Source organism: Clostridium lentum (genome assembly GCF_014287815.1).
GTDB classification, from domain to species: Bacteria; Bacillota; Clostridia; order Clostridiales; family Clostridiaceae; genus Clostridium; species Clostridium lentum.
The window spans coordinates 1-10,276 of the sequence record NZ_JACOOQ010000031.1; the positions used below are offsets into that span (position 1 = coordinate 1).

General features: G+C 28.0%; 1 protein-coding gene. It reads left to right on the top strand.

Annotated features, from left to right (window positions below):
- A partial coding sequence (locus tag H8R92_RS12740) for an immunoglobulin-like domain-containing protein (protein WP_186835652.1) occupies positions 1–10,276 on the top strand: 10,276 nt, incomplete at both ends.

A 10,276-nucleotide genomic window follows, 5' to 3' on the forward strand; every position in this document is an offset into this window, starting at 1 on the left:
GGTGTATCAACATTAGATTATATTAACAATGTAAGATTCCAAATTAAAAAAGAAGGAATCAACACAATATATAATGAAGCACCAGTTATAAATGGAGTAAATGATATAGAGGTTGATTCAGAAAATAAAGATGCTTTACTTCAAGGAATAAGTGTTACTGATGACCATGATGAAATACAAAATTCAAGTATTCAAGTTTCATCTAAAAAGTTTGAAGAAAATAAAACCATGGTGACATATAGCGTAAAAGATTCATGGGGTAGAGTAACTAGTGCCAATAGAACTATAACTTACATAAGTAGTGAAAGTCCAAATGAAACTGAAGAAGATGTTTCAAGTTTAAATCTAGAATCTAGAACTTCAACTACACCTGCATCATTATCAGATGTTGTTTTTACAGTAAAAGGTGTTAGATATAGTAATGGTAAAGATGAAAGATTTAAAATTAAATTTGATACTAATAAAAAGCTTATAAAAGTAACAGATATGGACATGCGTATTATGACAACTAATAATGCAGATGAGTACTTTGTTTTTGAATTATATGATTCTAGAATGCAACTTAAAAAAGGAGTTGTAATTAGAGGAAATGAAAGAAGTGAGGCTGCAAATGCTTTAAATAATGTTCCATATGAAATTGGTGATTATATTTATGTTTATCATAAAGAAGCAGCTTCACAAAAGTTGCCAATAAGTGGTGTTTTAGGTGATCAATCAAGTATTTATGCACAGGGAACTTCAAATTTAGAAAGAGGTAAAAAGTTATTTAAAATAACTAATACTGGATTGGAGATAGCAACTAATACAGATCCAACTATAACTATAAATCTAACTGAATCTGGATATAGTGAGGAAAGAACTCAGAATGGAGAAACTGTTTGGAAAAAGACAATACAAAGAGGGGATAGTATAGATTTATCTAAAGGGATAACAGCAAGTGATACTTTTGATCAAGCTAATCATATTCCTTTATTATTAGATCATAGTGCCTTTAATAATATGAAGTTAGGTGAACAAACAGTTATATATACATTAACAGATAGTTGGGGAGCAACAGTAACTAAGAAAGCTATAATTACAGTAGAGCCTAAGAATGAATTAGAGCAAGTTAAATTTAAGTTTTATTCTAAAGGAACTACTGATGAGTTATTTAATATGACTATTGATTCTGTAAATCATAAAATAGAAGTTAATAGAATATCTAATAAATATGAAGCTATAAAAGGATACTCTGGAGCTGCATTTAAAATTAAAATTATAGATGGAGTTAGAAATATAGTTAAAAGAGAAATAGCCATTAGAGGAAATGAAACAGGATTTGCATCTGCTTTAGATAGATTAGATGGATATTCTTACAATGAAGGTGACAGAATTTCAGTTTGGGCATTAAATTCTACAGATATGAAAATTGAAGGAGACACCAATATTGAATCTAAACCTGATGATGCAAACTATGCTACTGGAGTAACAAATCGAGATTATATGGATAATGTTAGATTTGAAATGACTAAAGATAAGTTAAAATATATACATAATGATGCTCCTACAATTACTTTTTCATCTGATACTATAGAAATTGTAAGAGGTAAAGATTTAGATCCTAAAGAAGGGGTAAAAATAACAGATGATCATGATAAGGAAATTACTGATTTAAGTTCTGTTACTATAGTAGGATTTGATAAATATAAGTTAGGAAATCAAACAGTAACTTATCAATATACAGATAGCTGGGGTAGAACAGGAACTGCCACAAGAACAGTTAAAGTTTTAGCTAAAAATAAACTAGAAGATAATACTGTAAAGATATTTAAAGATGGCACAGATACACCAATTTTAAGTATTTCTTTTGATGATATTACAGGAAAGCTAAAAGTTAGTGATGCTACTACTGATACTATTAATGGTATAAATAGTGCTGCTCTTGTAATAAAAACCTATAGAAATGGTGTAGAGCAAAGAAGCTTACCTGTAAGTGGTAATGCATCAGGTATAGAAATAAAAAATGCCATAGAAAAGTTAGATATTAATTATAAATATGGAGATATGATAGATTTTGTATCAACAGATAACACTAAGCTAAATAGAGTAAGAATTTTTGGTAATTTAGCACCAGATTCAGATAATAATACTGATAAAACAAATAATACATCATCTAAAACTGGTGAGCATGATGAAAGTGCTAATGTTCCAAGTGATAATGTAAATGCTGAAACAAATCCTTATAAAAATGGTTTTATTAATTCAGATAATATGAAAAATACTAGATTTCAACTTACTGAAAATGGATTAAAGGCTATTTACAATAAAGCACCTGTTTTAAATGGATTAGATGAGCTTAGAGTAGTAAAAGGAACTGAACCAAACTTTAATGATGGTGTAACTACAACAGATGAACTTGATGATAAAAATAATATTACAAATAATATAGTAATAGATCAGACAGGATTTGATAAAAATACTGTTGGAGTTTATGGAGTAACTTATACTGTTACAGATAGTTGGGGAAGAACAACTAGTAAAGTAAGAAATGTTAAGGTTGTATCAAAAGTGGAAAACAATTTAATATCACTTGATGATAATAGTAATAATAAATTATTTGAAATAGGTTTTGATACAGTAAAAAATAAATTAACATTTAAGAAAATAATACAAGGCTCTGAAAATGTAGGTAATGGAGAAAATCAAGGAACAGAAGAAGGCGGTAGTGATGGGGAAGATACAGGAAGTGGAGATGTATCACAACCTGAACAACCAAGTAATCCAGATGAAGGTGAAGAAAATAGTTCTAGAACAAGAATAAGTGAAAATCCAACTGATAAATTATTTGAAATTAAAGTTTTTGATAATAAAATGAATTTAGTTGGAACTGCAACTTTAAATGAAAATGTTACTGATTATAGTGATTTTGAAAGAAAATTACAAGAAATAAAAATGTACGAAAGTTACTATGTAAGTGTATGGGCTAAGGATAGAACTAAGTTAAAAATTTCAGGAGAGATTACTAAGACAGAAAATGTAGCAGAAGATGATTATTCAGATGGGATAAGTAGTGAAGATCAAATGTTAAATGTAAGATTTGAAAATACAGAAGAAGGTCTTAAAGCTATTTATAATGCTGCACCAGTAATATCACTTATACCAGAAAGTAATAATAGTTCAAGAATACAAAATACAAGTGAGTCTATAGTTAATTTAGGAGAATTTTCTCATTATTTAGGTGAAACTTACAAGTTAACTGAAAATATGCAAGTAACTGATGATAAGGATGGAGAAATAGATGTTGATAAGATAACAGCAACTTATGAAAAAATAGTGTCATCAGAAAATACAAACACACCTGAAACGTCAGGAAATGCAAGAGCTACATTAGAAAATGGACAAGAAAGCACTGAAAATTCAAGTGGTAATAATGAAACTACAGGAAATGTAAAAAATCCACTTCCAACTGAAGTAGGGACATATACTGTAACTTATGTAGTAAAAGATAGTTGGGGACGTGAAGCAAAAGCAAGTAGAACATTAACTATTCAAAAAGGTTTAGAAAGACATGAACTAATATTTGGTGGCCGTAATAGAAGCGAAGAAGATCTTCCGGCTTTTAAATTAAAATTAGTTGAAGAAAACAATAAGCCTAAGATTAATTTTGAAGCTTTAATAGATGCTCAAATTCTTGCTACAGCTAAAAATAATTATGATTATTATGGAGTAGAAATATTTAGAGACACTCAAAATACTGGAGTAAGAAATAGAATTGTTGAAGTTAAAGTTGGGGTACAGGATAATCCAAGTAATACAAGTTTTAATATGAGAAGATTAGCAAATGAAAACTTAGAGTATGGAGATAAAATTAAAATTTACGCAAGGCAAACACCGAATTTTAGAATAAAAGGTGAAATACTTGGTGATGTAAAAGAAGATTATTCAGATGGGGTTCAAAATAAAATGAATCTTGACTATGTTGTATTTAAAATAACTAAGAATGGTTTAATTGCAATTTACAATGACACAGATTTAAATGATAACATAAAAAATGTTATAACAAATATAGATAGAGGTGGATTACAACCTTTTAAAATTAAGTTTAACACTTCTGATAGAGGTTCTTCTAATAATTATATTGGAAAAATAACTGTAGAAGGTTATAGTGAACCAATAATTTATCAAGATGGAACAAATGCATTAACAATTAAGCTAGTTAGACAAGGTCAAAACACTATAGAGAGAACATTTATAGGGACTGAATCAGGTAAAAAAAATCAAAATGAACTTAATGATAAGTTTGCTAGCTTTAACAATCAATATGTTAAGGATGGAGATTATATAGAATTTTGGGCAAAAGCACCAGATAGAATGTTTTTAACAGGAAATGTTATAGACAGAGTTAATAATCATGATTATACAAAAGGTGCTACTCAAGAACTTTTCCAAAATACAAGATTTTATTTTAAAGCAACAGGTATTGAAGCTGTTTATAATAAAGAACCAGAAATAATTGTTGAAGATATTGATATATACTCAGAAGATTATACAAATGAAAAACAGTTTGATTTAAAAAGTGGGGTATTAGTTGAAGATGACCATGATAAAAATATTAATATATTAAATTCAACTTATGAAATAGACAATCAAACTATTAATTCTAGTAATGGTAGAAATATTTTAACTTATAGTATAAATGAAAATACTCGTAAAGATGGAGATACGGAAAATAGTATAAATACTAGTGTTTTAGGAGAAAGAACTGTAACTTATACTTATATAGACAGCTGGGGAAGAACTGGAACAACAACAAGAAAAGTAGTTGTTAGACCACAGTTATATAAAAATAAAATTCAAGTATATGCTGAAGATAATGAAAGTTTAGAAGCAAGAACAACTATAAATGAAGAGAGATTAGGTAATAATTCAGGAGAGAGTATTGGTTATAATCAATCATCAGAAAGAGATGATAATGTTAGTGATGATTTGGGGAATTCTGGTGAAACAGAACAACCAGGTGGAAGTGATACAACTCCAGAAGAAAGAAAGCCAGCATTTGAAATTGGATTTAATACTTTAACTAATAAGTATGAAGTAATAAATGCAAGAGATGAGTATTTAGATATAGAAAATCCAAGAAAAGATATATTTGCTATTCAGATAAAGGGTTCAGATGGAAATGTAAAGTTTGCAAAAACTCTACAAGGTAATGATAAAGGAACTACTGAAAAGTTAAAAGAATTAAATAATGTTTCATATGTTGAAACAGATGTTATTAGAGTTTGGAGAGCTGGTAGTGAAAATGAAGTTATTCCATTTACTTCTGAAGCTGAAACTGAAAGTGGAAATGTAGTTGTACCGAATCTTAAAATTACTGGAAATATATCTAAAACTGATAAAATAAAAGAAGATTATTCTAATGGTATTAATAATATTGATTTTATGAATAACGTTGGATTTAATCCAAAAGCAGAAGGGTTAAATGCTATTTATAATGAAGCTCCAGTAATAAATGGTTTTACAGAAGCTAAAGAAATAATTGAAAAAGGTACAAGAATTGATTTACGCAACAATATAACAGTTTCTCATGATAATGGATATACAAGCAATACATTTACAGTATCACCAGAAAGTATAGATACAAACCAATTAGGTATACATCAAATAACATATACAGCTACTGATAATTGGAATAGAACTACTACTAAAGTACGAACTATTGAAGTTGTATCTAAAGTTAAAAGTAATAGTATTGAAGTGTATAATCCAAATGAAAGTAGCACAGATTTATTATTTAAAATTGATTTTGATGCAAGTAATAAAAAATTCTTAGTTAATAAATCTCAAGATACTAATACAGAAACACAAGGACCTAATGATAATGCTGAAGAGCAAGAAAGTAGAACTGGAGAGTTAGCACCAGATGAGGAAAATGTTGAAGAAGGTGAAAATCCAGATAATCAAAATCCGGAAGAAACTATACCACCATCTGATACAGAAAATACATCACCACCAGAAGAATCTAATAATGGAAAAATCTTTAGAATAAAAGTATTTAATAATAATGGTGAGATAGTAGTTAACTCAACTATAGATTCATTAACTACTACAGAAAGTTTAAATTCATTAGAGAATATAAAAAATCAATTAAATAAATTAATTGAGTATACTTTTAATATTGGTGATACAATAAGTATTTGGACAAGTAATCATGAAAAAGTAAAAATTAAAGGTAATATTAAAAATAAAACTCATGATTATAGCAATGGTTTAATATCTGAAATGGAAAAAGTAAGATTTAAAATAACTGAAGATGGATTACAAGAAATAAAAGCATCTACTCCAGTTATAACTTTTGAAGAAAATGAAAATACTTCAGTTGAAGTAAAAAGAGGAGAAGCTATAGAGTATTTAAATGGTGTAACAATAACTGATACTAATGAACATATAGAACTTTCTAAAGTTAAATACACTTCAGAAAATATAGACACTAAAGTTTTAGGTGAAAAAGAAGTTACTTACACAGTTACAAACAGCTGGGGAGTAACAACAACGAAAGTTAGAAAATTCAATGTTGTACCTAAAAATAATATTGAGAGTGTAATATTAAAATTAAAGTCAGAAAATAATGATGAAAATTATTTAGAAATAGGTTTTGATGAGTTAGAGAAAAAACTTAAAGTTTACAATAAACCTACAGCAGCATTATATTCTAATGATAGTGAAAGTGTACTAACTCTTTCTATTTATGATAGAAATGGAGCTACTTTAAAAACTTTACAAGTACAAGGAAATGTACTTATAAGTGATGAGGAAATTAAAAAAATTAATGATTTAGAGTACCAAGAAGGATTATTTATAGGTGTTGAAACAAAATATCCTAAAAAACTATCAATTGCTGGCAATATTGAAAAAGTTAATAATTTAAATAATCATTCATTAGATTTATCAAATGGTATAGATGAAAATGAATTAGATACTTTTAAAAATACTAGATTTAAAATAGGAAGTACTCAAATTCAAGCTATTTATAATGAAGCTCCAGTTATAACTTATCCAAAACAAAATGAAGCTGATAAAGGTATAATAACTGTTAAAAAAGGAGAAATATATGATTATAATCAAGATTTAACAGTTACTGATGATTATGATGGAAATATAGAACCTTCAAATGTTGGTGTTGATGAAAGTGCAGTAAATTATGAAGAAGTAGGTAATTATGAAATTACTTATATTGTTACTGATAGCTGGGGAAGAGATGGAACATTAACTAGACCAGTAAAAATTGTTAGTAATATAGTAGGAAATGAAATAGATATTTACTCAAAGGGAACTGCAAATCAAGAGCCATCACAAAATACTGAAACTAATGGAAATACACAAACTATTAGTGAATCAATAACAGATGATACTACTTCTGGAGTAAGTTCAGGTAATGAAGGTGAAGCAGAAGGTAGTGATAAAGATGATACTGAAACAAGTAAACCAACTAATGATAATAGAGTATTTACCATTGGATTTAATGAAGAATTTAATACAGTAGATTCTAAAACTGAAGTAAAAGTAAAATTACAAATTAAAAATAAAAAAAATATAGCAATTGATTCAGAGAATCCAGAAAAAGAAGCAATTAAAATAGTGCTTTATAATGAAAATGGTAAAGAAAAGAAAAAAATATCTTTAAAAGGAAGTATTACAGGTGAATCTTCAGAAATAATGAAATTAGAAGAGTGGCAACTTGAATATGGGGATTATATTTCACTATATGCTTCAGATTTAGATGAACCAGATAGTACTACAAATATAACACCACCACAGCAATCACCTGATGAAAATCCAAGTGAAAGAAATATTTCTATAATTAATGAAAACTCTTCAGTAGAAGGTGCAGAAGGAACTGATGGTAGTTCAGGAAGTAATTCAAATGGAATAGTAGAAGGAAATACTCCATCTACACCAGAAAAAAAAGAAATTACTACAAGTATGATAAGAATTACTGGTGGAGTTTTAAATGCTAGAGAGTTATATGATTCAGGAGCAGTAAAGAAAGATAATATTGTCAACGTAAGATTTGAAATTACTGATGCTGGGTTAGAAGCATTATATAATGATGCACCAAGTATTTATATAAGTTCAGGTGAATTTAGTAAGTATTTAGGAGAAACATATAAATTAACAGAAGGCGTAAATGTATATGATGATTTAGATGGTACATTAGGAGAAAGTAGTATAAAAACAACTTATAGAAAAACTGGAAATTTACCAGCAGAATCTACTAATGGAAGTACACAAAGTGGTTCAACTTCATCAAGTACTAGAACTAATTCTGAAGGAAGTGGTAATTCAAGTGATGGAAGTAATTCAAGTGATGGAAGTAATTCAAGTGATACACCTAATGATGGAACTACAGATGAAAATAATAATACATCTAATGGAGATACTACAAATAAATTACCAGAAGATCCAGGATTATATGAAATAACATATATAGCAACTGATAGTTGGGGAAGACAATCTACTGCAACTAGGAATATAACTATTAATCCAGGTATAAATAGACACGAATTAGTATTTGGTGGGCGTGATAGCTCAGAGCACGATTTACCTGCATTTAAGTTAAAGCTTACAGAAAATAATGATACAAAAAAACCTAAAATTTCTTTTCAAGCTTTTGTAAATAAAATTATTGCCAATTCAAATGGAATTCCAGAATATTATAGTATAAAAATATTTAGAGGAAATGTAGAAAATAACACAAATGAAACAGTTTTTTCAGGGGTGGTTGATGCACAAGACAATCCTAAAAATGATAATTTTTCTATTAAATCAATAGAAAGTAAAGTGTTAGAATATGGTGATAAAATTAAAATTATAGCAAGACAAACACCTAATTTTAGTATAAAGGGAGAAATATTAGGTGATGTATATACTGATTATAGTAAAGGTGTAGGTAATAGGTATTATTTAGACTATGTAACTTTTGAAATTACTAAAAAAGGATTAGTAGCACATTATGACGATTCAACCATGGCAATAGATGAAAATGTATTTACTGTTGTTGATAGAGGAGGATTAAATCCTTTTAGAATAAAGGTAATACCTTCTTCAAATAATAATTTTATTGGAACTTTAAATGTTACAACAAAAGGTGAACAAATAATATATCAAGAACATGATGAAACTCAAAATGTATTATCTATTGGTTTATATAGAGCTAATGGTAGAGATAATATAATTGAAAACTTTTCATCAAGTAGTGCTGGAAGTGGTGATAATAAAAGAAAATTCGATAAATTTAATAATCAGAATGTGTATGAGGGTGATTATTTAAAAATTAGATTTAATCGTCCTGATATGATGTATGTAATGGGGAAATACAACTCTAAGACTAATGTAAAAGTAGATTATAATGAAGGTGCTAAAGAGGCAGATAATTTAGATAATGTAAGGTTTTACTTTACTAAAGATACGTCTAATAAAAATAGAACAGGAGAACGTAATTCTATTTTACTTCCTGTATATAATGAAGCACCTAAAATTACAGGAATGGATTTTGTTAGAGTTCCTGTAGGTGATACTTTTAATTTATTAGGTGGAGTTGTAACTTCAGATGAAATAGATGATGATTTAGGTAAAAAAGTTAAGTTAGTTATAAAAAATGATGATTTAAAAATTAATAAAACTATTAGCCAAAATGCAACTAAAACTATTTCTTCAAATGGTATTAGAGGAATATTCAATAAATCTGCAAGTAATGTAAACTCTACTGATAGTACAGCTACATTTGATAAAAGTAATTCAATTGATGGAACTATCAATACTAGTGATGTAATTGATATGACTGCCTTTAACTATAAGTTTGATAAATCTGGTATATTTAATATTGAGTATACAATGACTGATAGTTGGGGAAGAACTACAACTGAATATAAAACAATTCAAGTGTATGGTTCACCTGAAATAGCTCCAAAAGAAGATGTAGTGCAAAATGAAACCACAGGAGAAGATGGAGAAAAGATAGGAAATGTAACTGTTGAATTAAATAGTATGAAGGAAAATATTCAAGAGTATATGGAATCATACTTTAAAAGTTTAGTTAGCATATCAGACGTAGAAGATGATGATAAGGACTTAAAAGTTGAAATTGAAGGGGAAGTTAATCCTAAAGAAGTTGGAATTTATCCAGTAAATTATAAGGTTACTGATACTCATGGAAATATAACTATGTATAAGATTAATGTTAATGTAGTTAAAACAATTAAAGCAACAGTAACTACAGATATTCCATTCCAAGTAG